A 26,033-nucleotide genomic window follows, 5' to 3' on the forward strand; every position below is an offset into this window, starting at 1 on the left:
GCCGGGCCATGCCCGGCGAGCGCGGCATGCCTAGCGCAGGTAATCCGACTGCACCATCGCGTCACCGAGATGGTCCAGGAACGAGCTGATCCGCGCCGAGACCGCCGTGTTGCGGTAGTACACGGCGTGGATCGGCTGGTAGACATCCAGCGTCTGTGCAGCCAGTACCGGCACCAGCGTGCCGGCAGCACGGTCGCGTTCGGTGACGAAGTCCGACAGGCAGGTGATGCCCACCCCTTCCACCGCCAACCGGCGCAGGGTCTCGCCGCTGGATACGGCGATGTCCGGCCGTACCAGCAGCTGGCCGTCGGCGTCGCCCGGCACGGGCCAGCGGTTCAGCGATTCGGGTTCATTGAATCCCAGCAGCGTGTGCTGACCCAGCGCCGCCACGCTGGCCGGTTCACCGTGCTCGGCCAGGTAGCCCGGGCTGGCCAGCAGCTGCAGCCGGCAGCGGCCCAGCGAGCGCGCGTGCAGCGTTGAGTCGGCCAGTGGGCCGATGCGGATGGCCACGTCGGTGCGTCGTTCCAGCAGGTCGATGTAGCGTTCGGAACTGTTCAACTCCAGCTGCACCTCCGGGTATCGCGCGCGGTAGCCCGCCACCAGGGGGACGATCACGTGCAGCACGAACGGCATGGCCGCATCCACCCGCAGGCGTCCAGCCGGGCGCTCGCGGCGCGCCGCCATCTGCTCTTCGGCCGACTCCACCGCGTCGATGATCGCCCGTGCATGGCGCAGGTAGGCCTCGCCTTCGGCGGTCAGGTGCAGCCGGCGCGTGGTACGGGTCAGCAGGGTGGTGCCCAGCTTGTCCTCCAGCCGCCCCAGCGCCCGGCTCACCCCGGAAGGGGTCTGACCCAGCTGCTCGGCGGCGGCACTGATCGAACCGCTGTCGATCACGGCCAGAAAGGCCTGCATTTCATCGAGGGTGGTCTTCATGGCGCCATTATTGACCACCAGGCAAGAGTGATTGGCGTGAAGACCGGTTTTTCGACAAAGGTGGGCCGCGCACACTGCGCGCCTTCCTTCCTCCGGAGCCCGCCATGATCCGCGGCATTCCTCTCGCCCTGCTGGCGCTGACCCTGGGCGCCTTCGCCATCGGCACCACCGAATTCGTCATCGTCGGCCTGATTCCGACCATCGCCGCCGACCTGCAGGTCAGCCTGCCTTCGGCCGGCCTGCTGGTCTCGCTGTACGCCCTGGGCGTAGCCATCGGCGCGCCGGTGCTGACTGCGCTGACCGGCCGCGTGCCGCGCAAGACCCTGCTGGTGGCACTGATGGCGCTGTTCACGCTGGGCAACGTCATCGCCTGGATGGCACCGGGCTACGCCTCGCTGATTGTCGCCCGCATCCTGACCGGCCTCGCCCATGGCGTGTTCTTCTCGATCGGCTCGATCATCGCCACGGCGGTGGTGCCGAAAGAAAAGGCCGCCAGCGCGATCGCGATCATGTTCACCGGGCTGACCGTCGCACTGGTGACCGGCGTGCCGCTGGGCACCTTCATCGGCCAGCACCTGGGCTGGCGCGCGACCTTCCTGGCCGTGGCCGGCCTGGGCGTGATCGCCCTGGTCGGCGCGGCGCTGTTCGTGCCGCGCACTGTGCCGCAGAGCGCGCCCGCCCGCTTCCGCCAGCAGCTGGCCGTGCTGGCCCAGCCGCGCCTGCTGCTGGTCTACGCGATGACGGCACTGGGCTACGGCGGCACGTTCCTGGCCTTCACCTACCTGGCGCCCATCCTGCAGGACGTCACCGGCTTCTCGGCCAACGCGGTCAGCCTGGTACTGCTGGTGTATGGCGTGTCGGTGGCGATCGGCAATCTGTGGGGCGGCCGCATGGCCGACCGCATGGGTCCGGTTCCGGCGCTCAGGCGCATCTTCGCCCTGCTGGCCATGGTCCTGTTGGCGCTCACCTTCACCGCCTACAACACGGTGTTGATGTTGCTGACGGTGCTGGCCCTGGGTGCGGTGGCCTTCGGCAACGTGCCCGGACTGCAGGTCTATGTGGTCAAGCAGGCGCAGCGCTATGCGCCGCAGGCCACCGACGTGGCATCCGGACTGAACATCGCTGCATTCAACATCGGCATCGCCCTGGGCGCATCGCTGGGCGGCCTGGTGGTGGAGAACGTCGGCCTGATGCATACGCCGTGGCTGGGCGCGCTGGTGGTGGTGGGTGCCTATGCATTGACCGTGCTCAGCGGCCGCCTGGACCGTCGGGACGGCATCGACGACCGCGCCGAGGGCACCGCGATCACCGCACACTGATACGACGCCGCTCACTACCGACGCATCTCCACGCCTGCGCAATGCACCGTTGCCGGCATGCATGCAGGCCCTGCCCTACCCTTGTGCGGATCTACCGCGCCCTTCCCCCCATTAGCTGGAGTTCCCCCATGACTGTCCCCGCTTTCGGTCTCGGCACCTTCCGCCTGAAAGGCCAGACTGTGATCGACTCGGTACGCAACGCACTGGACGTCGGTTACCGCGCCATCGATACCGCGCAGATCTACGACAACGAGGCCGAGGTCGGCCAGGCCATCGCCGAATCCGGCGTGCCGCGTGACGAGATCTACCTGACCACCAAGGTCTGGATCACCGAGTTCAAGCGCGATGCGCTGCTGGCCAGCCTGCACGACAGCCTGAAGAAGCTGCGCACCGACCATGTCGACCTGGCGCTGATCCACTGGCCCTCACCGAACGACAAGGTCGACGTGCCGATGGAGGAGTACCTGCCGGCGCTGGCCGAAGCCAGGGCGCAGGGCCTCACCAGGGAGATCGGCATCTCCAACTTCACCATCGCGCAGACGCGCAAGGCAATCGGCATCCTCGGCGCCGACGCCATCGCCACCAATCAGGTCGAGATCCATCCATACCTGCAGAATCGCCTGCTGGTGAAGTTCCTGCAGGAAAACGGCATCCCTGTCACCGCCTACATGAGCCTGGCCTATGGCGAAGTCATCAAGGACCCGGTGATCCAGGCCATCGCCGGCCGCCACCAGGCCACGCCGGCACAGATCGCACTGGCATGGGCACTGCAGCAGGGCTTTGCGGTGATTCCGTCCTCGACCCGGCGCGAGAACCTGGCCTCCAATCTGGAAGCGGCGGCCATCCGTTTGACCGAGGAGGACATGGCACAGATTGCCAGGCTCGACCGCGGGCATCGGCTGGCCAATCCGGAAGGCATCGCGCCGGCCTGGGACTGAGCCGAAGCCGCCGGGCACGGCCCGGCGCTACCGGACGATGACGATGGGGGCCGCCGGGCGCGCTCCGGCGCTACCGGATCGCCACAGGTAGCGCCGGGCCCGGCGGGCCCTTCAGTCCTGCAGCAGCCACCCGCGCATCGCCGCACTGACCTCATCCGGCTTCTCCATCGGCGCCAGGTGCCCGCAGTCGGGCACCACCACCAGCTGCGAGTGCGGTACCAGCGCGTGCATCTCCTCGCTCACCGCCAATGGCGTGATGCGGTCGTTGGCACCGCACACGATCAGCAGCGGATCGCGATATCCGGCCAGCACATCGTGGCCGTCACGACGTTCCAGCGCGCTCTGTCGCAGGAACACCTCCGCGCCAAGACGCGCCGTCATGTCGCGCACGCGCTGCACCAGTACATAGTCGTCCAGCCGCGAGGCATCGATGTAGCTGCGCATCAGGGCGTCACCGAATCCATGAAACTTCCCGGGCAGGCGCACGCTGGCGCGCTGGCTGCGACGCTGCTCGGCGCGCTCCGGCGAATCGGCGTGGATCGAGGTGTCGATCAGCGCCAGCCGCAGCACCCGCTCCGGTGCGACGCGCAGGATCTGCTGGGCAACGAAGCCTCCCAGCGAGAACCCGGCCAGCGCGAAGCGCGCAGGTGCCTGCGCCAGCACATCCTCGGCCACCGCCTGCAGGGTCGCGCCGCGGGTCTGGTCGCCCACGCTGCACTCGGCGATATCGGCCAGGTCGGCCAGCTGCGCGCGCCACAGCTCGGCATCGTTGAGCAGGCCGGGGAGCAGCAGCAAGGGGATGCGGTCAGTCATGGCCCGCATTGTCGCAACCGCACGGACGGTATGCCACGATCACTTCGGCGTTACGACGCCGCCGATGAGGTGACGCTCACGCCACCGGCGGTACCTCGGGAACGTCCACCTGCTGCACCGGCAGGGTCACCATCATCACCGTCGGGTCGTCCGGGTCCAGCCGGGTCTTGAAACCCAGGCTCTGGCACATCGCCAGCATGGTGCTGTTCTCGCGCAGCACCTGTCCCTCGACCACGTGCAGCCCCAGCCACTTCGCATACTCGATCATGATCGCCATCAGGCGCCAGCCGATGCCATGGCCCTTCAGGTCGGAGCGGATCAGGATGCCGTACTCGCCGCGGTGATAATCCGCATCCGCGTGCAGGCGCACGGCGCCGAGCATCTCGCCGCTGCGCGGTTCGATGGCCACCAGCGCGATCGAGCGCGCATAGTCGAGCTGGGTCAGACGGGCGATGAACTCGTGGCTGAAGTGCTTCACCGACTGGAAGAAGCGCAGGCGCAGATCCTCGTCGCTGACCCGGGCAAAGAACGCGCGGAACAGCGCGTCGTCCTCGGGGCGCACCGGGCGCACGAAGGCGTGACCGCCATCGGACAGCTCGATGGTGCGCTCCCACTCCTTCGGATACGGGAACACCGAGAAGCGCGGATGGCCGCGACCCTTGTGCAGGATGCGCGAAGGCGCGATGGCGACGCGTGCATCGAGAGCGAGAATGCCCTTGCCATCGACCAGCAGCGGATTGATATCCAGCGTGCGCACTTCCGGAATGTCGGCGGCCAGCTGCGCCAGTTTCACCAGCGCCAGGGCCAGTGCGCGCTCATCGGCAGCGGGAACATCGCCATAGGCCTTGAGGATCCGCGACGCACGGGTACGCCCGATCAGCTCGTGGGCCAGGCGCAGATCCAGCGGCGGCAAGGCCAGTGCCTTGTCGTTGATCACCTCCACCGCCGTGCCGCCGCGACCGACCACGATCACCGGGCCGAAGGTCGCGTCATCGGCGATGCCCACGATCAGTTCACGCGCTTTCGGGCGGACGATGGTCGGCTGCACCAGCAGACCGTCGATGCGTGCATCCGGGCGCAGCTGGCGTGCACGCGACAGGATCGCCTTGGCCGCAGCCTGCACCGCCGGCAGCGTCGACAGGTTCAGGCGCACGCCGTCCACTTCGGACTTGTGCGGGATGTCCGGTGACAGGATCTTCAAGGCGACGGTCGCACCCCGCTCCAGCAGCGGCTGCGCCAGATCCATGGCCTCGTGCGCGTCGCGCGCATGCATCACCGGCGCGGAGGGAATGCCATAGGCCTTCAGCAGCTCGTGCGTGGCCAACGGGTCCAGCCACTGCTGGCCGTTGGCCAGCGCGGCCTCGACCAGCGTGCGCGCCGCGGCCGCATCCACGCTGAAGTCCTGCGGCAGGCTCGGCGGGGTTTCCATCAGTGCGTTCTGCGCTTCCCGATAGCGCACCAGATGCTGGAAGCCACGTACCGCTTCGGCTTCGGTGGGATAGGTCGGCACGCGCGCCGCATTGAGCGTGGCGGTGGCCTGGTCATCGTTGCCCAGCCACACGGCGAACACCGGCTTGTCACGATGGTGGCGCGGGCGCAGGCCGAGCGTGCGGGTCAGCGCCTGCGCGGCGTCGGCCGAGGAGGTGAACGCCGTCGGTACGTTGACCACCATCACCGCATCGTTCTCGTTGTCGGCCAGCAGGGCCTCGATGGCCGCGGCATAGCGATCACCATCGGCATCCACCACGATATCCACTGGATTGCTGCGCGACCAGCCCTGCGGCAGCACCGCATCGAGCTTTTCGACCGTGCTGTCGGACAGGTTCGCCAGGGTTCCGCGCAGCGCGGCCAGCTGGTCCACGGCCAGCCGGCCGACGCCGCCCCCATTGCTGAGGATGGCCAGCCGACGGCCCGGGAAGGTACCCAGCCGGCCCAGGGTCTCTGCGGCGGTGAACAGCTCGTCCAGGGCACCCACGCGCAGCAGGCCGGCGCGGTTGAACGCAGCGCCGTAGACATCATCGGCTCGTGCAAGCGCCTGCACATGGGTATCGCGGCTGCCATGCTGCACGCGCTCGCTGCGGCCGGACTTCACCACCACCACGGGCTTGGCGCGTGCGGCCGCACGCGCCGCCGACATGAATTTGCGCGCGTCCTTGATCTGTTCGACGTAGAGCAGGATGGCGCGCGTGCGGTAATCGGTGGCGAAATAGTCCAGCAGATCGCCGAAGTCGACGTCCAGCGTATCGCCCAGCGAGACCACGGCGGAGAATCCCACCGAACGCGCCACGCCCCATTCCACCAGCGCCGCGGCGATCGCCGAGGACTCGGAGATCAACGCAAGATCGCCAGCCTGCGGGAAGTGTGCGGCGATGCTGGCGTTGAGCCGTGCATGCGGCGCGATCACACCCAGGCAATGCGGGCCCAGGATGCGCAGACCGTGCCGGCGGGCCACGGCCTCCACCTGCGCCGACAGTGAACCCGGGCCATCCCCCAGATGCGCGGTGAGGATAATCGCCGCCTGCACGCCCCGCTCGGCCGCGGTACGCACCACCTGCGGCACGATGGCGGCTGGCGCGGTGATCACCACGAGATCCGGCACCCAGTCCAGATCCTTCAGCCGCTTCACCGTGCGGATGCCATCGATTTCGGCGTGGCGCGGGTTGATCCACGCCACCTTGCCGGGGAAGCCCGTACCGCGCAGGTTGCGCATCACCGCGCGGCCGGCCGAGCGCTCGCGCGGACTGCCGCCGATCACTGCGACCGACTGCGGGCGGAACACTGACTGCAGGTGGTAGGTACTCATGCGCCTACGGTACACGCACCCGCGCAACAGGCGCATGATCCAGCGCAACAAAGCAGGCGGGGGATGCGGCGCCCCGCCGCATGCGGGGCGACAGGGCCCTACAGCAGCGTGCCGCGCAGGATCATCGCGGCGATGCTGAAATAGATCACCAGCCCGGTCACGTCGACCAGCGTGGCCACGAACGGGGCGGATGCGCTGGCCGGGTCGAATCCCAGCCGCTTGAGCACGAACGGCAGCATCGAACCCGACAATGACCCGAAGGTGACGATGCCCACCAGCGCCGCACCGATCGTGATCGCCAGCAGCACCCAGTGCTCGCCGTAGTCGTGCAGGCCACCCAGCTGCCAGATGACGATGCGGACGATCGCCAGGGCACCGAGAATGGCACCCAGCACCATGCCGGTCGGAATCTCGCGCAGGGCCACCTTCCACCAGTCGCGCAGGCGCAGCTCGCGCAGCGCCAGGCTGCGGATCAGCAGCGAGGTGGCCTGCGAGCCGGAGTTGCCGCCGGAACTCATGATCAACGGGATGAACAACGTCAGCACCACCGCGCGTGCCAGTTCGTCCTCGTAGTGCTGCATGGCGCTGGCCGTCAGCATCTCGCCCAGGAACAGCACGCTCAGCCAGCCGGCGCGCTTGCGCAGCATCTCCAGGAAGCCGATCTGCATGTACGGCTTGTCCAGCGCTTCCATGCCGCCGAACTTGTGCGCGTCTTCGGTGGATTCCTCGATCAGCGCATCAAGCACGTCGTCCACGGTGACGATGCCCAGCATCCGCTGGCTGGCATCGACCACCGGAATGGCCAGCAGGTCGTGGCGACGGATCAGCCGCGCCACCTCTTCCTGGTCCATCAACGCGTCCACGGTTACTGGCGGATTGACCTGGGCCACCTCGAGGATCGACTCCTCGGGCAGGCCGGTGATCAGGCGGCGCATGGTCACCACCTGCTGCAGACGCTGGCTGGCCGGGTCCAGGACGTAGATCGCGTACACCGTCTCGCGCGTGCGCTCGACCTGGCGGATGTGCTGCAGCGTCTGCGCCACGGTCCAGCTGGCCGGCACGGCGACGTACTCGGTGGTCATCAGCGCACCGGCCGTGTTTGGCGGGTAGCCGAGCAGCGTCTGGATGGCCTGGCGGGCATCGGCGCCCAGCAACGGGATCAGCCGCGCGCGCTCGTCCTCATCCAGTTCGTGAACGATGTCGGTGGCGCGGTCGTCGGCCATCAGCCCGAGCAGCGCAGCGGCCCGCGCCGGTGGCAGCGCGGCCACCAGCTCGCCGCTGCGATGCAGTTCGGGGGCTTCCAGCATCTTCACTGCACGCGGCAGCGGCAGCGCCGCCAGCGTGTCGGCAGCGCGCTGCAGCTCCAGCGTGTTGAGGAACTCCACCGCGTCGGCGGTGTTGTAGTCCGCCAGCGGTGCCGCCAATGCAGCGGCATCGGCCACTGGACGCAGCAATTGCTTCTGGTTCATCGGTTTGCCTTGTGGGGTGCGACCTCGCGCAACGCCAACGCAGGCGAACCGTCCCGATGTCAGGCGGTAGCCATCGCTGGCGTCGAACGAGGTCGACTTCTACTGTCGCTGGACATGGGTTGGGAACTCCGGGATGCGTGTGCCGGCGGCAGGCCGCCAGCGGCGGGCAGTCTGGACCTGCCGGCCGCGCAGGTCAACCCGCAGCGGCCATTGCCGCGCGTGCACGATGCGGCGCGCATAATGTCGCAGCGGCGTCCGCCGCCCCTCTCCTCCCCGCACCCACGTACGGCAGGCCTCTGCGATGACCAGGTATTCCCATGCATAGCGGCGGTCTGGAACTGGCCCTGGTCCTGCTGCTGGCGGCCGTCATCGCGGTGCCGGTGTTCAAGCGCTTCGGCTTCGGCGCGGTACTGGGCTACCTGGCCGCGGGGGTGGTGCTGGGGCCGGATGGGCTGGGCTTCGTGCAGGACGCCGACCGCATCCTCGGTGCGGCCGAGATCGGCGTGGTGATGCTGCTGTTCGTGATCGGGCTGGAACTGTCGCCGGCCCGCCTGAAGGTGATGCGGCGCTCGGTGTTCGGCGCCGGTGCCGCGCAGGTGGCGCTGTCCGGCCTGGTACTGGGCGGCCTGCTGCTGCTCGATCACTTCCAGTGGAAGAGCGCGCTGGTGGTGGGCGTGGCGCTGGCGCTGTCCTCCACGGCCGTGGGCCTGCAGCTGCTGTCCGAGCACAAGGCGATCAACAGCGACCACGGCCGGCTCGGCTTTGCCATCCTGCTGTTCCAGGACCTGATCGCGATCCCGCTGCTGGCGGCCATCCCGCTGCTGGGCGGCGTCAAGAACCAGACGCTGCGTTGGGAGGATGCCGCAGTGGCGCTGGGCGCGCTGGCCGTGGTGATCCTGTGCGGGCGGCCGGTCCTGCGCCGGCTGTTCGGTGTCATCGCCCGTACCCGCAGCCCGGAGGTATTCACCGCCACCGCCCTGCTGGTCGTGCTGGGCACGGCGTGGTTCATGCAGGAGGCCGGCCTGAGCCCCAGCCTGGGTGCGTTCCTGGCCGGCGTGCTGCTGTCCGATTCCGAGTTCCGGCACGAGCTGGAAGCGCAGATCGAGCCGTTCAAGGGCCTGCTGCTGGGCCTGTTCTTCATCGCCGTCGGCATGGGCATCGATCTCGACCGCATCGCCGCCGAGCCGTGGCTGATCGCCGCCGGTGTGGCCATCCTGCTGGTGGTCAAGTTCAGTCTGCTGTATGCCATCGGCCGCATCGCCCGGCTGGGTTCGCGGCAATCGCTGCTGCTGGGCAGCGTGCTGTGGCTGGGCGGCGAGTTCGCCTTCGTGGTCTTCAACGAGGCGCAGCGCGCGCATCTGCTGGGCAACGCCAACCACGACCGGCTGGTGGCCATTGTCGGCCTGTCGATGGCGATCACGCCGCTGCTGATGATCGCCCTGATGCGGCTGCTCGGGCAGGAGAAGGTAGCCCCGCGCGCCGCGGCCGACGCCGACAAGGTCGCGCCGGACAACCGGCCGAAAGTCCTGATTGCCGGCATGGGCCGCGTCGGCCAGGTGATCGCGCGCCTGCTGACCGCACAGAAGGTGCCGTTCGTGGCACTGGAAGCGAACCCGGACACGGTGGCCGACCTGCGTCGCTTCGGCAACCAACTCTACTATGGCGATCCGACGCGCCCGGAGATGCTGCGCGCCGCCGGTGGTGAACATATCGATGTGTTCGTGATCACCGTGGACGACCCGGAGACCAATCTGCGTGCGGTACGGATGGTACGGCGCCTGTATCCGGAGGCGAAGGTGCTGGCACGTGCGCGCAACCGCCAGCACGCATGGCGACTGATGGACATGTCGGCCGAGCCGTTCCGCGAAGTGTTCGCTACCAGCCTGGAAATGAGCGGTCGTGTGCTGACCGCGCTGGGGGTGGCACCCGATGTTGCCCAACGCCATGTGCAGCGCTTCCGCGAACACGACGAACAGCTGCTGCGCGACCAGTACCTAGTGTACGACGACGAGGCGGCCGTGATCCAGACCTCGCGCGATGCCCGCAATGACCTGATGCATCTGTTCGAGGCCGACGCGGAAAGCGACGGCGACACGCAGCGCTGACGGCGAAAGGGCTGCCGAGCATCGTCGGCATTCCGCATGATCGGGGTCAGAGCCCTTTCCAACGGAAAGGGTTCTGACCCCCGATTCTCAGCCGTTGTCGCGCAGGAACCGGGCCATCGAGGACACGCCCGGTACGCGCGGCTCGAACTCGCCGGCAACGTCGATGAAGCCACGCATCACGGCGATCTCGCGCGGACTGCGGTTCAGGCTGTCCCGCACGTCTGGGTCGGCGCCGGCACGCAGCAGGCGCTGTACCAGCAGCGGCAGGCCGTGCAGCGCCGCCAGGTGCAGCGGGCCGAAACCACGCGGATCGCGCACGTCCAGGCTGACATCCTCTTCCAGCAGACGCTCCACCGCGGCCATCACCACCTGCTCGTCGCAGGCCGTACCCGGCTCGGCGCGCGCTCCCAGCAGCAGCAGCAGCGGTGTGACCGAACCGGCGGCGGCCTGGTCCGGTTCGGCACCGGCCAGCAGCAGCGTGTCCAGCAACGCCAGCAACCGCGGGCGGTCACGTGCGCTGAAGCCGTACAGGGCCGCGCAGTGCAGCGGGCCCAGTTGCTGCGCGTCTCCGGCGTGTACATCGGCACCTGCGGTCAGCAGGCGCGCGACGATGTCCGGCAGGCCCAGCGCGGAGGCCAGCATCAGCACGGTCACTCCCCCCGGCAGCCGGTGTTCGAGCTTGGCACCGGCATCGAGCAGGGCCGACACGATCTCGACCTGGCGCATACTGACCGCGGCCGACAACGGCGTTGCGCCGCTGGCCGCTGCGTGCTGCGGATCGGCGCCCCGTGCCAGCAGCAGGTCGGTCACCGCCAGGTGGCCGCCGCCGGCGGCACGCAGCAGCGCCGTGCAGCCCTGCGCATCCACGGCATCAACGGCGAACCCCAGATCGATCAGGCGACGCACCGCATCGACATCGCCGGCCATCGCCGCAGAGGGCAGGTCGGCATCGCGCAGGGTACGGCGTGGCAGTGGCCACACCCGCCAGTCCAGCCAGTCGGCCAGATCACGACGACCACTCGACAGCGCCACACCCAGGGGGGTCTGGCCATCGGCGGCGCGTGCCTCCGGCGAGGCGCCGTGCTGTACCAGCAGCTTCAGCGCACCTTCCCGGGCCAGCGCGGTCGCCAGGTGCAGGGCGGTCATGCCATGGCTGTCGCGCGCCTCACGGTCGACACCAGTCTTGAGCAGGGCCTGCTGCAGGCGCAGCCAGCCCAGGCGCACCGCCAACGACAGCGGCGGATCGCCTGCCGGCGATGCGGCGAACGGATCAGCACCCCGCTCCAGCAGTTCCAGCGCCAGCTGTTCCAGTCCGCGGGCCGCCTGATCGTGCTGCGCGCAGGCGGCCAGGAAACGGGCCAGGCCGCCGCGGCCGGCCGGCGACAGGCCATGCTGCAGCATGACCTGCAGCGCCGGCACCGCATCGACGCCGCGCGACAGCAGCGCGAACATCGGCGTGTCGGCGCAGGCATCACGCACATAGGGGTCGGCACCATGGGCCAGCAGCCAATCCACGGCACGCGGCTCCAGCGCCAGCTCCGGATCCAGCAGCAGGCTGCCCAGCTCCTGCGGCTGGCACAGCCTGGCCAGGGCGGCCATGCCGTCGGTGTTGCCGAAGCCCAGTGCTTCACGCAGCAGGGTCAGCGGCGGCCGATCAGGCAGCAGGCCACTGGCGCTGGCGGCCTCACCGCGCTCGGCCAGGCCATCGCTGACCGCCGCAGGCAGCGGATAGGACGGATCAAGCAGCGCGACGATGGCCCAGCGACCGGCTTCGGCCGCGTAGTCGACCGCACGCCGACCGACCGGATCGGCCGCATCGGCGGTGATGCCCAGTTCGACCAGGCGCTTGACCAGCAGGGGCGAAACCGTATCGGCCATGGCCGCCAGCTGCACCGCGTTGCGGCCCTCGCCATCGACAGCCACCAGGTCAGGCTTGTGCGGCAGGAGGTGTTCGATGACGGCGGCGCGACCGGCACGCGCGGCCTCCAGCCACGGCGTGCGACCGAGCGCGTCGCGTGCTTCCAGGTTTGCACCGGCAGCGAGCAGCACGCCGATGATTTCAACGTGGCCGGCCAGGGCCGCTTCGTGCAGTGCGCTGCGACGCTGGCGGTCGCGCGCATCCGCACGCGCCTTGTGCTTGAGCAGCAGCTGCACGCCGGCCGGATCATCGTCTTCGGTGGCGGCTGCGGCGAGCAGGACCGGCGTGCCGTCCGCCGGCTCGGTGCGGGCACCGCGTTCGAGCAGGAAGCGGGCCAGGCGCCAGTTGCCTACCTGGCAGGCCACGGCCAGCGGGGACCAGCCCTCGTGGTTGAGTGCATCCACTTCGGCCGCGGCATCGCGGAGCAGCGCGGCAACGCCGGGGTCAGAGCTTCGAGCCGCGTGGTGCAGCGGCGTGTTGCCCTCGCTGTCGGTAGCGCGAGAATCGGCGCCATTGGCCAGCAGGGTCATCACGGCTTCGGGGCGACCATGCCAGCTGTCGCGGGTGGCCGCCAGCAGCGGCGTCATGCCCCGGTGCGGCGCGTTCACATCGACCCCGCGGGCAATCAGTTCACGCAGCAGGCGCAGGTCCGGCAACACCGCCGCCAGTACCGCCAGGCTGCGCTGATCACGCCAGTTCGGGTCCGGCAACGCGTGCGGGTCCGCGCCGGCCTGCAGCAGCTGCAGCGCCCGGTCGATGCGACCGTGGCGCGCCGCTTCATGCAGCGCAGGCGTCAGTTCCTGCGGGGCCATCGCCTCCAGCGGCGTGGTCTCGCTGGCAGCGGGGAACAGCGGCGCGTGTGCCGCACCGGCATCGGCCAGCGGGCCCGGGTTCACGCGCAGCGACACCAGTGGCGCCGGTGCGACCCGCTGCAGCAGCAGATGCAGCAACGGCGACCCCAGCAGCACGGTCAACGTGGCGGGCCAGCGCGCGCTTTCCGGCAGCAGCCCTGGCCATGCCGGCAACACCACCAGTGCGGCCAGCGCGATCACCAGCGCGGCCACGACAAGGCCACGCCAGGCGGTGAGGTCACGGCCGGCCAACGCCTGCCAGTGCTGCGCCAGGCTGCCATCCAGCCGCTCGACATCATTCCACAGCGGCCACGTACGCCAGGCCGCCAGCAAACCGGCACTGACCAGCACGCTCAGCCCGAGCACCGCCGCCAGGCTGCCGCTGTCGCGCAGTGCCGCCAGCGGCCAGGCCAGCAGCAGGGCCAGCAGTACCGGCGCGGCGGTCCACAGCGCCAGCAGGGCCGGCAGGTCCTGCTGCGCGATCAACTTCGGCGGCAGTACCGCACGGCTGCGCCGCCACCACGAAATGCCCAGGGCATACGCCGGCTGCGCCAGCGCAGCAAGCACCGCCCCCAGCAGGCCGCCGACGGCGGCACCCAGCGCCAGCAGGGCACCCAGGACGAAGGCGATCGACAGGGCGCGCGGACGGGAAAGCTCAGTCATTGTGGCGCGGCATCATGCTGGTCACCGACGGCGGCACCTGCAGGTAGAACCCGCGTTCGCTCATTTCGCTGCGCACCTTGGCCGGATCGGCCTGGGCGAGGCGGCGCTGCGGCTCCAGGGCCACGTCCAGGACGAAGGTGAGCGTGCCCAGCGACGCCACCAGCGGCGCAGGCAGCGCGCTGAAGTCATCGCGTCGGGGAACGTAGACGAAGGTGTCCGGCTTGAGTTGGCTTTTATAGACGTAGGCGTGCATGTCCACGGGACGATAACCCGGGAAGAGCCCTGATTGTGTCGGAAAGCCGACACCGGGGAAAGCCGTCGGCCGACGATGCCGGCAGGATCGACGGCGTTTCCCCGGCGGGGTTCAGCAATGTGGCGGCGGCGTTCAGCCTCGGCCGCCGCCACACGGATGCTTACTTGACCTTGGCGTAGGTGCCCTTCAGGGCGACGCCGGCCACGAACGTGCCCGCCCAGCACTCGTAGTTGCTCGCGCTCCTGAACTCGTTCTTCTTGTAGTAGCTGACGATGTCGACCACCGCATTGGCGCCACGCGAGCGGGCGCCGTCCTGCAGTGCGCGCAGCGCCGACAGCGCCACCCAGCGGCAGGCTTCGGCATCGCTCTTGTTGGCGGCGTTGGTCTTCCGGTTGGTGACGTCTTCACCCAGACGCTGCTGCACGCTGACCGGCTGCCCGGCCAGATAGAAGCGCACGCTGCCATCGATGCCGGCATCGCGGGCGGCCTGCGAGCTGACAAGTTCCTGCAGGGACTGCTCGACTCGGGTGTCACGGGCGGAAGCCGTGGCAGTCACAGCCAGCAGAAGGGTGGCACTGGCGATCATCAGGGTGCGGCGCATCGAAACATCTCCTTGTCCGGGGTGCGTTGGGGGTGGTGCGGATGGGGTGCGGGGGTCATTCGCTCCAACGGCGGAATACCAGCGAGGTATTGATGCCGCCGAAGGCGAAGTTGTTGCTCATCACGTACTCGGCCTGCAGATCGCGGCCGTGCCCGGTGATGAAGTCCAGCTGGCCGCAGCGCGGATCGACCTCGGCCAGGTTGAGGGTCGGCGCGAACCAGCCGGCACGCATCATCTCGATGCTCAGCCAGGCTTCGAACGCTCCGCACGCGCCGAGCATGTGCCCGACGTAGCTCTTCAGCGAGCTGATCGGCACGCGGCTGCCGAACACCTGCGCGGTGGCCTGTGTCTCGGCGATGTCGCCGTGATCGGTGGCGGTGCCGTGGGCGTTGACGTAGTCGATCCGCGCCGCGTCGAGCCCGGCGTCCTCCAGGGCCAGGCGCATGGCCTGGGCCATGGTGTCGGCGCTGGGCTGGGTGACGTGCTGGCCGTCGCTGTTGGTTCCGTAGCCGACCACCTCGGCAAGGATGGACGCACCGCGTGCGAGGGCGTGCTCCATGTCCTCCAGGATCAGCGTGCAGGCGCCCTCGCCCAGTACCAGGCCGTCGCGGCCTGCATCGAAGGGCCGCGGCGTCGACTGCGGCGCATCGTTGCGCACGCTGGTGGCGAACAGGGTGTCGAACACCGCTGCAGCGGTGGCGTCGAGCTGCTCGGCACCGCCGGCCACCATCACCGTCTGCTTGCCGCTGCGGATGGCTTCATACGCCGCTCCGACGCCCTGGCTGCCTGACGTGCAGGCGCTGGAGGTGGTGTAGACACGCCCGGACAGGCCGAAGAACACGCCGATGTTGACCGGCGCGGTATGGCTCATCATTTTCAGGTACGTGGTGGCACTGATGCCATCGGTGGTGAACTCGTTGAGCATGCGGCCGAACTCGCCGGTCGCTTCGTGGCTGCCGGAGGACGAACCGTAGGCCACGCCGGTGCGGCCGCTGCGCAGCACCGGATGCTCATGCAGGCCGGCCTCGCGCAGGGCCATCTCGGTGGCGCGCACCGACATGATCGCGACCTTGCCCATCGAGCGGGTGGTCTTGCGGTTGTAGTTCGGCGGCAGCGTGAAGTCCTGCGCGGGCGCGGCCAGCTTGGTGTTCAGGCCCGCGTAGACGTCCCATTCCGGCATGGTGCGCACTGCGTTGCGGCAGCTGCGCAGGTGCGCGTGGATGGTGGGCCAGTCGTGGCCAAGCGGACTGATGGCAGCGGCACCGGTCACCACCACGCGACGATCAGCGGCCATCAGAGCATGCCCCCGTTGACCGAGATCACCTGCCGGGTGATGTAGCCGGCCGGCTCGGACAGCAGGAACGCGACCGTTGCGGCCACCTCATCGGGATGCCCCACGCGGCCGGCCGGAATCAGCTTCAGGGCGTGTTCGACCACTTCATCGTTGAGCATTTCGGTCTCGATCAGGCCCGGGGCCACGCAGTTGACGGTGATCTGGCGGCTCGCCAGCTCCAGCGCCAGCGCCTTGGTGGCACCGATGATGCCGGCCTTGGCCGCGCTGTAGTTGACCTGGCCGCGGTTGCCGGCCAGCCCGGACACCGACGACAGGGTGACGATGCGACCGGGCCGGCGCCGCCGCACCATCGGCATGATGAGCGGATGCAGCACGTTGTAGAAGCCGTCCAGGTTGGTGTGGATGACCTGGTCCCAGTCTTCGGACGACAACGCAGGAAATGCGCCGTCGCGGGCGATGCCGGCATTGCACACCACGCCGTAGTACGCGCCGTGCGCCTCGACATCGGCCTCCAATGCGCCGCGTGCGGCATCCCGGTCGGCCACATCGAACGCCAGCACGCGGGCCTGCCGGCCCAGTGCCTGGATTTCGTCCACCACTGCCTGTGCCTCGTCCACGCGGCTGCGGCAGTGCACGGCTACGTCGAACCCATCGCGCGCGACGCGCAGCGCGATGGCCCGGCCGATGCCCCGGCTGGCGCCGGTGACCAGCACGCTCCGATTCCCTGTCATGCCTGTCCACTCTCCAGATAGGCCATCGCGTCGGCAGGTTCGTACACCGACACGTTGGCGGTCGCCCATTCTTCGTCGCCTGCCAGGATCCGGCAGGCGAACATCCCCAGTCCATTGTCGCCCAACAGCTCGCAGCGCGCCTGTACGCGAAGGCGGCTGCCCACCGGAAAACCGCTGCGCTGGCTGCCATAACGGCGACTGCCCAGCAGGAATCCGAGCTGCGGCCGGTTGCCGGCAGCGCGTGCACGGCAGCCGGCCCAGGCCGCGATGGCCTGCGCCATGTATTCGATGCCGATCCAGGCCGGCACCTGCCCATCCTCGACGAACAGCCCGCTCGCCGGCACGACCAGCTCGGCCTCGATGCCGTCCTCGTCCCAGTGCATGATGCGCTCCAGCAGGCACATGTCCTGCCGGTGGGGCACCACGTCTTCAATGGCATACACCGTATTCATCCGCACTCCAGTGCCAGCACGGCGTTGCTGCCGCCGAAGGCGAACGAGTTGCTCAGCACGCGCCGGGGCGGCTGCGCCAGGAAGGTGGCCGGCGCCACCAGCGGCAGCGGCGGCAGAGCGGGATCGGCGATGCCATCCCACCAGTGCGGTGGCAGCTGCTGCCGGCAGTTCTCGGCAAGCACGATCCAGCACAGCGCCGCCTCGATCGCCCCCGACGCACCCAGGGTGTGGCCGGTGAGTGGCTTGGTGGAACTGCAGGGAACGTCATTGCCCAGTACCTGCGCCACCGCCAGGCTTTCCATCGCATCGTTGTGGCCGGTGGCAGTGCCGTGCAGGTTCACGTAGTCGACATCGGCGGGCGACCAGCCGGCACGATGCAGCGCCTGCTGCAGGGCGTCGATGGCGCCAAGGGCCTGCGGATCCGGCGCCGACATGTGATGTGCATCGGCGGACTCGCCCCATCCGGCCAGGCATACCGGGCCAGGTTCGCGGGTCAGCAGGAACAGCGCAGCGCCCTCGCCGATGTTGATGCCGGCACGATGCTGCGAGAAGGGATTGCAGCGCACTGCCGAGACCGATTCGAGCGCATTGAAGCCTGCCACGGTGAAGCGACACAGCGAGTCGGCCCCCCCGGCGATGACCGCATCGACGGTGCCGGCACGCAGCATCCGCGCGGCCGACATCAGCGCCTTGGCACTGGACGAACAGGCAGTGGACAGGGTCCACGCCGGGCCCTGCGCGCCGCTGCGCTGACGCACGAACTGCGCGGTGGTGCCCATTTCCTGCTGTGCGTAATCGAAACCTTCAGGCCAGCAGCCCTGCTCCGTATGGGTCCGCAGTGCCTGCTCCGATTCGCCGATGCCGGAGGTGCTGGTGCCCAGCACCACGGCCACCCGATCGGCGCCATGGCGTGCAATGGCCGCGCTCACCGCAGGCGCGATCTGCGCCAGTGCGACCTCCAGCAATGCATTATTGCGCCCGCGCAGGGACACCGGCAGGTCTTCCAGCGTCGGCAGTGGCGTGCGCACTTCACCCAGCGCCAGGGTACGCCCCGGCAGCAGGCGGTCGTTGTCGCTCAGGCCGCCCGGAGCATCGGCGAACATCGCCGATGCCACGGCGCCGCGGCCTTCGCCCAGCGCGCAGACCAGGCCGAGGTCGTTCAGGTAGATCGGTGTATTCATCGCGCCTGCCCGGCCATGTCGATCGATTCGATGCGCAGGGCGTAACCCTCGGCACGGTTCTCCAGCTGGACGCTGCCATCGTCCAGGCGCCGCAGCTGCAGCCAGACCGTACCGCTGCGGGACAGGCTGCGCTGGCGGCCGTCATCGCTGACCTCCCAGCCCGCCGGCAATGCCGCAGCGATCGCCGCGGTCGGCCACAACGCGAACTGCAGGTCATCCAGTACGCGTTCGGCACGCACCTGCGGCGGCAGCCACGGCGCACGCTGCTGGGTCAGTTGCCGGCCATCCCACTGCAGGCGCACGCCGGTCTGGCCCATGGCCTGCACCGCCAGCCGCACCTGCTGTGCGTCGGCTTCGAGCAGCGCATCGAGATCGCGCTCATGGCTGCCGAACCGGAAATGCAGCTGCTGCTGCAGTGCCAGCGGCGCTGGCAGGCTGGCCGGCGACAGCCGCAGCGGTGGCAGCTGCACCTGCGGGCGTGGCATGCGCCCGGTACAGGCGACCAGCAGCAGGCACAGCAGCACTGCAGCGGAAAGGGCCATCAGGCGCCGCACAGTTCCTCCAGCACGCGCATGCGACGGCCGCTGGGGTCGGCCACGTAGGGGTTGTTGGTATCCCAGGCGTATCCGGCCAGGATGGAACTGATCATGTCGCGCACGTCCGGCTGCGGGTCGGGGTGGTAGATGATCTTCTGGAAGCCGCCCTGGTACCAGCTTTCGACGAAACGACGGAAGGTTTTCACGCCGGCACGCAGCGGAACGGAGAACTCGGCCTCCCAGTCCACAGCCTGCCCGGCATAACGGCGCGCCAGGCACTCACTGGCCAGCTGCGCCGATTTGAAGGCAATGGTCACGCCCGAGGAGAACACCGGGTCGAGGAACTCGCCAGCGTTGCCAAGCAGCGCATAGCCCGGGCCCCACAGCGAACGGACATTGGCCGAATAGCCCGTGATGCGGCGTACCGGCAGCACCGCCCATTCGGCATTGGCCAGCAGGCGGGTCAGGTTCGGATCCTCGCCGACGATGGCCTGCAGCTTTTGCAGGTCGTCGCCTTCGTAGCGATCAAAGAACGAGGGCTCGGCCACCACGCCCAGCGAGCAGCAGCCGTTGGAGAACGGGATCGTCCAGTACCAGACGTCGATGTGCTCGGGGTGGGTCGTGATGAGGATCTTGTTGCGGTCGAAGTCCGCTTCGGCCGGAATGTTGTCACGCACGTGGCAGAAGATCGCGCCACGCACCGGGAAGTTGGAGGGTGACTCCAGATCCAGCAGGCGCGGCAGCAACCGCGCGAAGCCGGAGGCGTCGAGGATGAAATCGGCCTCGATGCGGTACTCACTGCCATCGGGACGGCGCACGTTGACGGCAGGCTGCTCGCCCGGCTCGACCGACAGCACCTCGTCGCCGAAACGCAGCGTGGTACCCATCCGCTCGGCGCCCCGCGCCAGCACGTTGTCGAAGTCGGCGCGCTGCACCTGGTAGGTGGTGCCCCAGCCGGGCGAGAACTTCTTCCTGAAGTCGAATGCGGTACGCGCCTGGCCATGCACGAAGGCCGCGCCATTTTTGTGCTGGAAGCCGGCTTCGACCACATCCTGCAACAGGCCTGCCGCTTCGATGTACTCCATGCTCTGCGGCAGCAGGCTTTCACCGATCGAGAAACGCGGGAACTGCTGGCGTTCGATCATCAACACCTGGCGACCCTGCCGGCGCAGCATCGCAGCAGCAACGGAACCGGCCGGTCCGGCGCCGATGATCAGGATTTCGGTGCGTTCCACAGCATCCACAGCAGTACTCATCGGGGCGTCCTTGTTGCTCGATAGAGGGAGAGAAGAAGAGCCGAAGGCGGACTCAGGCCGCCGGCAGATCATGCGGCGGCGGCCGGAACAGCGGCGAGATCAGCCAGACCAGCCCGATACCGAACAGCAGGGTCAGGCCGAACGCGCGCAGTGCCGGAGTCTGCGACAGGCCCAGCAGGCCGAACGACAGCCAGGTACTGGCTGCACCCACGCACACCGCCAGCCATGCACTGGCGTCGCCACGATGCTCGATCAGGAAGATGCCATAGTCGATGCCCATGCCCAGCAGCAGCATCAGCGCCAGCACGTTGAACAGCTGCAGCGGCTGGCCGAACAGGCCCAGCAGGCCCAGGGTCAGCGCACCGGCGATCAGGGTCGGGGCGAACACGCGCCAGGCCTGGCGGCGATAGCGCAGCCACAGCGCGCCGAACACCAGTGCGATGCCGACCAGCAGAAGCCCGCCCATCAACTTGCGGTAGTGGCCCAGCAGCGTGGAGAAATCGGAGGTTCGGTCTACCCAGCGCACGCCGGGCAGACCTTCGGCGGCACGTTCCAGCGTGGCCAGAGCATCGGCACGCGACAGGTCATCGACCATCACCACGCTGATCATCTGCCCACCGACCTTACCCACCCACAGGTGGTGGAACGGCTGCGAGGCTGGCGAGGCCAGGAAGGCGTCGGCGGTGAGCGGCGCTGCGGCAAACTGTGGTCGCTGCAGCGGCTCGCCCACGGCTTCGGACACAGCCGACAGCACGCCGGGCTCCACCTTCGCGGTCAGCGCAGCATCGGCCTGCTGCCGGGCCGGTGATGGCAGCCAGTCACTGATCGCGCGGTAGCCACCAATGCGCTTGTCATCGGCCAGTACACGCAAGCGTTCGGTCAACGCCTCTTCGCGCTGCAACAGCTGGGCGGCATCGCTGCCCTGCACCAGGTAGAACTGTGCCGGGCTGGGCATGCCCAGCAGCTGGCTCAGGCGGATCTGCTGGGCCATCAGCGCCGGTGGAGACGACTGCAGGCTGCGCAGGTCGTCGTTGCTCTGCAGGCGCGCGATGCCCACCGCGGAGAGCGCCAGCGCGGCCACCACGAAGATCGCCACCGGGCGCCGGCCGTGCAGGCGCGGGAAACGTTCCAGCGTATTGCCCAGCCAGTGCGAGAAGCGGGTCTGGCGGATCTCGCCACCGTCGAGCCACGGGAACCAGAAGATCACCGTGAGGAACGCTGCTGCCAGGCCCACCACCGAGAACAGCGCCATCTGGCGAAGGCCCGGGAACGGGGCCAGGCCCAACGCGAGGTAGGCCAGCGCACTGGTCAACAGCGCCAGCCACAGGCCGGGCAGCAGATGCCGCAGCAGCTTCCAGCGACGGTCGGCCGGTTCGGCCTGGCGCGACGCAAACCAGTGGATGCCGTAGTCCTCCGCTACACCCACCAGCGATGCACCGAACACCAGGGTCAGCACATGCACTTTGCCGAACACCAGCACGGTCACCGCCAGCGCCACGCCGCAACCGATCAGCAGCGACGCGGCCACCAGCAGGATCGGCCGCAGCGAACGGAACGCCAGCCACACCAGCAGCAGTACTGCGGCCAGCGAGCCCCAGCCGATGGTGTTGATCTCGCGATTGGCCTGCACCGCAGCGGCTTCGGCGTGCAGCGGCACGCCGGCATGCAGGATTTCCAGCTCGGGCGCTGCGGCCCTGGCCGCCTTCCCGGCCCGCTCCAGCAGGCCATCAAGATGGCGCTCGCCATCGAGCTGGAACGCCGAACCCGGCGTATCGAACTGCAGCGCCGCCCAATGCTTGCCCTCGGCTTCAAGCAGGCCATCATCACCCAGCCGCAAGCCCGAACCCTGCGCCTGCTGCTGCCACCACTGCGGCCACAACGACAGCGGATCCTGCCGCCATTCGGTGAGCCGCGGAGCACCCATCGGCCCGTACAGCGCGGCGAGTGCCTGTTCGGCCAGCGCACCGGTTTCCGTGCTCTGCAGCTGGTCACGCTGGGCCGGGGTCAGCAGGCGGTCGCGATACGGCGCGTAGAACGCACGCGCCTCGTCGAACCAGCCTTCAATGGACCCACTGGGCACCAGCAAAGCGCTCTCGGCATCTCCAGCCATGGCCGCAGCGAACGCGGCCTGCGCCCGCTTGGCGGCGGCGCCGTCCTGGCTGCCGAGCAGCACCACCACCTGCCGCGAACTGCCATCGGCGATGCGCCGGGTGACATCGCTCAACAGGCGGTCATGCGCATCCTGCGGCAACAGCGCGAGGATGTCGGTATCGATCCGCGGCTCCTGGCTCCACAGGCGCCCCTGCTGCACGCCGAGTACCAGCAGCAACACCAGCCAGGCGATGCCCAGCCAATGCCACCAACGCCGCAACCGGTCCGGTGCGTTCAACGCCACGGCGTCACTCAAAGCGGCGCGCCTCGTCGGGGTTCAGCGTGGCGGGGGCTTCACTCAACGCGCTGAACTGGATCTGCGTACGGTCCTTGTTCGCCTCGACGATCTCGACCTGGCGCACATAGCGGTCACCCTGCAGCGTCAGCGACTCGAAGGCCTTGGCCAGCATCGCCGACTTCGGTGTCAAACGCAGGCGCCAGCCCTGCCCTTCACGGCTGGCCGCCACGTTGAACTGGCCGGAGAGTGCCTGCACGTCGCCACTCATCAGCGCGAACATGATCGCATTCACCGAGCGCATCGCCGGCTGCTGCCGTGCATCGAGTTCAACGCGGGTGCTGCCATCGCGCCGGCGGCTGAGGATGCGGTCGGCGGTGACCACCACCTCGGAGGGGAACGGCGTGAGCGTGGTCCAGATCACACCGTGCTGGCGCGCGACCACGAACCGGCCGTGCGAGCGCAGCGGATTCCTGAAGCCACTGACCTGCTTTTCCTGGCTGAACTGGCCACGCAGCACCTCCGGACGCGCCACCGCCTGGGTGATCGCGTCGACGGCAGGATCGGCCGCCTGTACACGCGGTGCGGCCACCAGCAGCAGCGCGCACAGCAGCACGCCTGGAAGACGGGCGAGCATGTTCATGGCGCGGGCACTCCCAGACGTTCCCACAGTACCGGCGGGCATTGGTACAGCATCTCCTTGCTGGCGGCATCCACCGCGACCTGGATGGTCATGGCCCGGGTGGCCACCTGGCCGCTTTCCGCATCCAGGATCTCGTAGTCGATCTTCAGCCGGTTCTCCCATTCGACGATGCGTGCACGCACCAGCAGCCGCTGGTTGAACAGCAGCGGCCGCACGTATTTCACGCGCGCGTCGACCACCGGCCACAGGTAGCCCGATGCGAGCATCTGCGGGTAGTCGTAGTCGTGGCGCTGCAGCAGCGCACACCGGGCAATCTCCAGATACTTGAAGTAGTTGCCATGCCAGACCACGTTCATCGGATCGCAGTCGTGGAAGGCGGGGCGCAGCTCGATTTCACAGACCAGGTCATTCACCGGAATACAGTTCCCAACGTTGCGCGCGGATCTCCACCAGCAGTTCCCGCAGTTCGCGATCCAGCGCGCGGTCTTCCTCGACCAGCGCGATGCGCTGCCCCAGGTCCACATACATGTCGGCCAGACTGCCATGCAGCTGCGCGTTCAGGCCAACCCGCTCGCGCAGTGCCAGGCCCTGGCGGGCGGCGATCAGCATCGCCGCCACCACCTGTTCAGTCAGTTCGATCACACGCAGGCAGTCGCGCGCGGCGATGGTGCCCATGCTGACCTTGTCCTGGTTGTGGCATTCGGTCGAGCGCGAGAACACACTGGCCGGAAGGGTCTGCTTCAACGCTTCGGCGGTCCACGCCGAGACGCTGATCTGCAGTGCCTTCAGCCCGTGGTTGATTGCTGCCCGCGGGCCGGTAGCCGCCGACAGATTGGCGGGCAGGCCGTGGTTGTATCGCGCATCCACCACCAGCGCCAGCTGCCGGTCGAGCAGGTCGGCAAGGTTGGCCACGGTATTCTTCAGCGTGTCCATTGCCAGTGCGATATGGCCGCCGTAGAAATGGCCGCCGTGCAGGATGCGCTCGCCGTCGGCATCGATCAGCGGGTTATCGTTGGCGCTGTTCAGCTCGGTTTCGATCAGCTGCCGCAGGAAGGGCAGGCTGTCTTCCAGCACGCCGATCACGTGCGGGGCGCACCGCAGCGAGTAACGATCCTGCAGGCGCTGTTCGTTGCGCGGCGGCCGTTCGCTGTGCAGGTCGCGGCGCAGCCGTGCGGCGATGCGGGCCTGGCCCGGATGCGGCTTGGCCGCGAACAGGGTCTCGTCGAAATGGTGCGCGTTGCCGTCGCTGGCCAGCACGTTGAATGCGGTCAGGCGGGTGGCCAGGCGCGCCAGGTAGTCGGCACGCTGCCAGGCCAGGCAGGCCAGGCCGGTCATCACCGCAGTGCCGTTCATGATCGCAAGGCCTTCCTTCGGCCGCAGCTTCAGCGGGACCATGCCGATGCTCGCCAGTACTCCGGCAGCCGGTTGCACGCGGCCATCGTGCAGGACCTCGCGCTCGCCGCACAGCACCGCCGCCACGTATGACAGCGGCGTCAGGTCACCGCTGGCGCCGACCGATCCCTCCGCCGGGATCATCGGCAGCACGTCATGCCGCAACAGTGTGGCCAGGCCTTCCAGCAGGGCTACGCTGACACCGGACATGCCACGCACCAGCGACGCCAGACGGGCAGCCAGCACTGCGCGGGTCTCGGCCGGGTCCAGGTAACGGCCCAGTCCGCAGCCATGGTAGGTGTACAGGTGGTGCGGCAACTCGGCCACCAGCGCCGGCGGGATGTTCACCGTGCACGAATCGCCGTAGCCGGTCGTCACGCCGTAGATCACCCCGTCCTCGCGCAGCAGGCGGTCGAGAAAATCGGCACCGCGCTGGATGTGGGCACGAAAGGCCGGGGCCTCGCTCAGCGCGGCCTCGCACTGGCGATGGGCCAGCGCCACCACGTCTTCGATGGTCAACGGTGCGTCGCCAAAGCGGCACACGGGTACGGCGTCAGTCGTCATGCGGAGCCTGATCCCAGAAGGGGAAGAAATTGAACCAGTCCAGCGGGGACTGGATGACCTGCAGTTCGAGCCACTGCGCGAAACGCTGCGCCTGCCCTGCCAGTGCCGCGTCCCGCGAGCCACGCGGCAGCACGATGCGATCGGCGAACTGCTCGAAGGCGACCCGGTACCCCTGGCCTTCATGCAGGCAGGCCATGGTGTACACCGGGCAGCCCAGTGCCGCCGCCAGCACGTAGGCACCGATGGGGAACGGGGCACGGTGGCCGAGAAAATCCGCGGTGACGCTGCGTCCACCCTGCACTGGCGTGCGGTCGCCGACGATGGCCACGAAGCCACCGGCAGCCACGCGCTCGGACAGCATCATCGCCGTGGCCGGCCCCATCGCGGTGACCTGCACCAGTTCCACCGTTGCCAGCGGGTCCAACCGCTGCAGCAGGCGGTTGAAGCGCTGCGCGTGCGCGGTGTGCACCAGCACGGTGATGCGGAACCCCGGCACCTGTTCGGCCAGCACCTGGCACAACTCCAGGCAGCCGATGTGGGCGGTCAGGATCAGCCCGCCTTCGCGGCGTGCGATCCTGTCCAGCACCAGATCGCGCCGCAGCTGGATGCGCTCGGGCGGATAGCGTCCGCCCAGGCCGAGGATCTTGTCCAGCAGGGTGTCGGCGAACGCGAAGAAATGGCGCAGGCTGTCGCGCCGCGTCGGCTCGCGGCCCAGCGCGCCACTGTGTGCCTGCAAGCGCTGTAGATACTGCAGTGATGCCTGCCGGGCCACGCGGTTGCCCAGCCAGTGGCAGAGCACCACCGGCCACACGCACAGGCGGAACGGCCAGCGCCCGAACCACCGATGCACCCAGCACAGGAACAACACGCCGGCCACCGATGTGGATTCACCGATGTCGGCCCAGTGCGGCGCACCTTGGGGGGCGGCCATC

At 68.7% G+C, this 26,033-nt stretch carries 21 protein-coding genes; 3 read left to right on the plus strand and 18 right to left on the minus strand.

Annotation, left to right across the window (positions count from 1 at the left end; genetic code table 11):
- Positions 1–30: 30 nt before the first annotated feature.
- Positions 31–933 carry a LysR family transcriptional regulator gene (locus tag QMZ25_RS03385; protein ID WP_053518115.1) on the minus strand — a complete coding sequence of 301 codons (903 nt, stop codon included), beginning with the start codon at positions 931–933 and terminating at the stop codon, positions 31–33.
- A 104-nt stretch (positions 934–1,037) separates the two neighbouring features.
- On the opposite strand from QMZ25_RS03385, the gene QMZ25_RS03390 reads away from it, so the two are divergent.
- Both QMZ25_RS03390 and dkgB read left to right on the plus strand, forming a co-directional pair.
- The gene (locus QMZ25_RS03390; protein WP_053518114.1) at positions 1,038–2,252 is read left to right on the plus strand and encodes an MFS transporter; all 1,215 of its coding nucleotides are present in this window, start codon (positions 1,038–1,040) and stop codon (positions 2,250–2,252) included.
- A gap of 128 nt (positions 2,253–2,380) precedes the next feature.
- A complete protein-coding gene (gene dkgB, locus QMZ25_RS03395; RefSeq protein ID WP_128989949.1) occupies positions 2,381–3,190 on the plus strand; it encodes a 2,5-didehydrogluconate reductase DkgB in 810 nt (269 codons plus the stop codon).
- Positions 3,191–3,301: 111 nt separating this feature from the next.
- On the opposite strand, the gene QMZ25_RS03400 is transcribed toward dkgB, so the two are convergent.
- The 3 genes from QMZ25_RS03400 to mgtE form a co-directional block, all read right to left on the minus strand.
- Positions 3,302–4,003, minus strand: a complete 702-nt coding sequence (locus QMZ25_RS03400) for an alpha/beta hydrolase (protein WP_053518111.1) — start codon at positions 4,001–4,003, stop codon at positions 3,302–3,304.
- Positions 4,004–4,079: 76 nt separating this feature from the next.
- The gene (locus QMZ25_RS03405; RefSeq protein WP_283219128.1) at positions 4,080–6,806 is read right to left on the minus strand and encodes a bifunctional acetate--CoA ligase family protein/GNAT family N-acetyltransferase; all 2,727 of its coding nucleotides are present in this window, start codon (positions 6,804–6,806) and stop codon (positions 4,080–4,082) included.
- A 98-nt stretch (positions 6,807–6,904) separates the two neighbouring features.
- Positions 6,905–8,275, minus strand: a complete 1,371-nt coding sequence (gene mgtE / locus QMZ25_RS03410; protein ID WP_053518107.1) for a magnesium transporter — start codon at positions 8,273–8,275, stop codon at positions 6,905–6,907.
- 317 nt (positions 8,276–8,592) lie between these two features.
- Here mgtE and QMZ25_RS03415 point away from each other — a divergent pair, with 317 nt between their 5' ends.
- Positions 8,593–10,380 carry a monovalent cation:proton antiporter-2 (CPA2) family protein gene (locus QMZ25_RS03415; RefSeq protein ID WP_065181433.1) on the plus strand — a complete coding sequence of 596 codons (1,788 nt, stop codon included), beginning with the start codon at positions 8,593–8,595 and terminating at the stop codon, positions 10,378–10,380.
- Between the two features lie 87 nt (positions 10,381–10,467).
- Here the strand turns inward: QMZ25_RS03415 and QMZ25_RS03420 are convergent, their stop codons facing one another.
- The 14 genes from QMZ25_RS03420 to QMZ25_RS03485 all read right to left on the minus strand — a co-directional run bounded on the left by QMZ25_RS03420 (position 10,468) and on the right by QMZ25_RS03485 (position 26,032).
- The gene (locus QMZ25_RS03420; protein WP_283219129.1) at positions 10,468–13,812 is read right to left on the minus strand and encodes an ankyrin repeat domain-containing protein; all 3,345 of its coding nucleotides are present in this window, start codon (positions 13,810–13,812) and stop codon (positions 10,468–10,470) included.
- Positions 13,805–14,065, minus strand: a complete 261-nt coding sequence (locus QMZ25_RS03425; protein WP_053518100.1) for a YcgL domain-containing protein — start codon at positions 14,063–14,065, stop codon at positions 13,805–13,807. Before QMZ25_RS03425 ends, QMZ25_RS03420 begins: the two co-directional genes overlap by 8 nt.
- Before the next feature lie 160 nt (positions 14,066–14,225).
- Positions 14,226–14,666, minus strand: coding sequence for a hypothetical protein (locus QMZ25_RS03430; RefSeq protein WP_053518098.1), 441 nt, complete (start codon positions 14,664–14,666; stop codon positions 14,226–14,228).
- Positions 14,667–14,721: 55 nt separating this feature from the next.
- Complete coding sequence (locus QMZ25_RS03435) at positions 14,722–15,960, minus strand: beta-ketoacyl-ACP synthase (RefSeq protein ID WP_065174278.1); 1,239 nt, start codon at positions 15,958–15,960, stop codon at positions 14,722–14,724.
- Positions 15,960–16,691 carry a 3-ketoacyl-ACP reductase FabG2 gene (locus tag QMZ25_RS03440; RefSeq protein ID WP_053518094.1) on the minus strand — a complete coding sequence of 244 codons (732 nt, stop codon included), beginning with the start codon at positions 16,689–16,691 and terminating at the stop codon, positions 15,960–15,962. The genes QMZ25_RS03435 and QMZ25_RS03440 overlap by 1 nt, the downstream gene beginning before the upstream one ends.
- Positions 16,688–17,143: a hotdog family protein gene (locus QMZ25_RS03445; RefSeq protein WP_053518092.1), complete on the minus strand. Its 456-nt coding sequence runs from the start codon at positions 17,141–17,143 to the stop codon at positions 16,688–16,690. Before QMZ25_RS03445 ends, QMZ25_RS03440 begins: the two co-directional genes overlap by 4 nt.
- Positions 17,140–18,324, minus strand: a complete 1,185-nt coding sequence (locus QMZ25_RS03450; RefSeq protein ID WP_283219130.1) for a beta-ketoacyl-[acyl-carrier-protein] synthase family protein — start codon at positions 18,322–18,324, stop codon at positions 17,140–17,142. The genes QMZ25_RS03445 and QMZ25_RS03450 overlap by 4 nt, the downstream gene beginning before the upstream one ends.
- Positions 18,321–18,878, minus strand: a complete 558-nt coding sequence (locus tag QMZ25_RS03455; RefSeq protein WP_164150454.1) for a DUF3261 domain-containing protein — start codon at positions 18,876–18,878, stop codon at positions 18,321–18,323. Before QMZ25_RS03455 ends, QMZ25_RS03450 begins: the two co-directional genes overlap by 4 nt.
- Entirely contained in the window at positions 18,866–20,116 is a 1,251-nt protein-coding gene (locus QMZ25_RS03460; RefSeq protein ID WP_065181428.1) for an NAD(P)/FAD-dependent oxidoreductase, read from the minus strand. The genes QMZ25_RS03455 and QMZ25_RS03460 overlap by 13 nt, the downstream gene beginning before the upstream one ends.
- A gap of 52 nt (positions 20,117–20,168) precedes the next feature.
- The gene (locus QMZ25_RS03465) at positions 20,169–22,523 is read right to left on the minus strand and encodes an MMPL family transporter (RefSeq protein WP_283219131.1); all 2,355 of its coding nucleotides are present in this window, start codon (positions 22,521–22,523) and stop codon (positions 20,169–20,171) included.
- Positions 22,516–23,145: an outer membrane lipoprotein carrier protein LolA gene (locus tag QMZ25_RS03470; protein WP_065181426.1), complete on the minus strand. Its 630-nt coding sequence runs from the start codon at positions 23,143–23,145 to the stop codon at positions 22,516–22,518. Before QMZ25_RS03470 ends, QMZ25_RS03465 begins: the two co-directional genes overlap by 8 nt.
- Positions 23,142–23,564: an acyl-CoA thioesterase gene (locus QMZ25_RS03475; protein ID WP_053518130.1), complete on the minus strand. Its 423-nt coding sequence runs from the start codon at positions 23,562–23,564 to the stop codon at positions 23,142–23,144. The genes QMZ25_RS03470 and QMZ25_RS03475 overlap by 4 nt, the downstream gene beginning before the upstream one ends.
- Positions 23,551–25,101, minus strand: a complete 1,551-nt coding sequence (locus tag QMZ25_RS03480; protein WP_065181425.1) for an aromatic amino acid ammonia-lyase — start codon at positions 25,099–25,101, stop codon at positions 23,551–23,553. Before QMZ25_RS03480 ends, QMZ25_RS03475 begins: the two co-directional genes overlap by 14 nt.
- Positions 25,091–26,032 (minus strand): acyltransferase, encoded by a 942-nt coding sequence (locus QMZ25_RS03485; RefSeq protein WP_053518078.1) that lies wholly within the window; start codon positions 26,030–26,032, stop codon positions 25,091–25,093. The genes QMZ25_RS03480 and QMZ25_RS03485 overlap by 11 nt, the downstream gene beginning before the upstream one ends.
- Position 26,033: the final 1 nt, after the last annotated feature.

This window comes from Stenotrophomonas sp. RS-48 (assembly GCF_030053245.1).
Taxonomy (GTDB): Bacteria; Pseudomonadota; Gammaproteobacteria; order Xanthomonadales; family Xanthomonadaceae; genus Stenotrophomonas; species Stenotrophomonas maltophilia_P.

Coding starts and splice junctions, on each gene's coding strand:
- QMZ25_RS03485 (WP_053518078.1), bottom strand. CDS start 26,032: ATGGCCGCCCCCCAAGGTGCGCCGCACTGGGCCGACATCGGTGAATCC.
- QMZ25_RS03470 (WP_065181426.1), bottom strand. CDS start 23,145: ATGAACATGCTCGCCCGTCTTCCAGGCGTGCTGCTGTGCGCGCTGCTG.
- QMZ25_RS03450 (WP_283219130.1), bottom strand. CDS start 18,324: ATGAATACACCGATCTACCTGAACGACCTCGGCCTGGTCTGCGCGCTG.
- dkgB (WP_128989949.1), top strand. CDS start 2,381: ATGACTGTCCCCGCTTTCGGTCTCGGCACCTTCCGCCTGAAAGGCCAG.
- QMZ25_RS03445 (WP_053518092.1), bottom strand. CDS start 17,143: ATGAATACGGTGTATGCCATTGAAGACGTGGTGCCCCACCGGCAGGAC.
- QMZ25_RS03420 (WP_283219129.1), bottom strand. CDS start 13,812: ATGACTGAGCTTTCCCGTCCGCGCGCCCTGTCGATCGCCTTCGTCCTG.
- QMZ25_RS03460 (WP_065181428.1), bottom strand. CDS start 20,116: ATGAGTACTGCTGTGGATGCTGTGGAACGCACCGAAATCCTGATCATC.
- QMZ25_RS03390 (WP_053518114.1), top strand. CDS start 1,038: ATGATCCGCGGCATTCCTCTCGCCCTGCTGGCGCTGACCCTGGGCGCC.
- QMZ25_RS03385 (WP_053518115.1), bottom strand. CDS start 933: ATGAAGACCACCCTCGATGAAATGCAGGCCTTTCTGGCCGTGATCGAC.
- mgtE (WP_053518107.1), bottom strand. CDS start 8,275: ATGAACCAGAAGCAATTGCTGCGTCCAGTGGCCGATGCCGCTGCATTG.
- QMZ25_RS03405 (WP_283219128.1), bottom strand. CDS start 6,806: ATGAGTACCTACCACCTGCAGTCAGTGTTCCGCCCGCAGTCGGTCGCA.
- QMZ25_RS03425 (WP_053518100.1), bottom strand. CDS start 14,065: ATGCACGCCTACGTCTATAAAAGCCAACTCAAGCCGGACACCTTCGTC.
- QMZ25_RS03480 (WP_065181425.1), bottom strand. CDS start 25,101: ATGACGACTGACGCCGTACCCGTGTGCCGCTTTGGCGACGCACCGTTG.
- QMZ25_RS03440 (WP_053518094.1), bottom strand. CDS start 16,691: ATGACAGGGAATCGGAGCGTGCTGGTCACCGGCGCCAGCCGGGGCATC.
- QMZ25_RS03415 (WP_065181433.1), top strand. CDS start 8,593: ATGCATAGCGGCGGTCTGGAACTGGCCCTGGTCCTGCTGCTGGCGGCC.
- QMZ25_RS03400 (WP_053518111.1), bottom strand. CDS start 4,003: ATGACTGACCGCATCCCCTTGCTGCTGCTCCCCGGCCTGCTCAACGAT.
- QMZ25_RS03430 (WP_053518098.1), bottom strand. CDS start 14,666: ATGCGCCGCACCCTGATGATCGCCAGTGCCACCCTTCTGCTGGCTGTG.
- QMZ25_RS03435 (WP_065174278.1), bottom strand. CDS start 15,960: ATGGCCGCTGATCGTCGCGTGGTGGTGACCGGTGCCGCTGCCATCAGT.